Below are 290 nucleotides of genomic sequence, written 5' to 3' on the forward strand. Positions count from 1 at the left end.
AACAACGACGAAAACGCCAGCTGCTGGGTACGCGTGTCTCAAGGTTGGGCCGGCACCCAATACGGCATGATGGCCATCCCACGTATTGGCCACGAAGTGATTGTCAGCTTTTTAGAAGGCGATCCAGACCAACCGATCATCACAGGTCGCACTTATCATGCCACCAACAAGCCACCTTACGCCCTGCCCGAGCATAAAACCCGCACCGTGCTACGCACCGAAACCCACAAAGGCGACGGCTACAACGAGCTGCGCTTTGAAGACGAAGTGGGCCAAGAAGAAATTTACAT

At 54.5% G+C, this 290-nt stretch carries 1 protein-coding gene; it reads left to right on the forward strand.

Annotated elements, in window-relative coordinates:
- Positions 1-290: type VI secretion system tip protein VgrG (vgrG, locus tag Q4519_RS21845; RefSeq protein WP_303516054.1), on the forward strand; the 290-nt coding region annotated here is incomplete at both ends.

The organism is Motilimonas sp. 1_MG-2023 (assembly GCF_030547455.1).
Lineage (GTDB): Bacteria > Pseudomonadota > Gammaproteobacteria > Enterobacterales > CBDFNC01 > Motilimonas.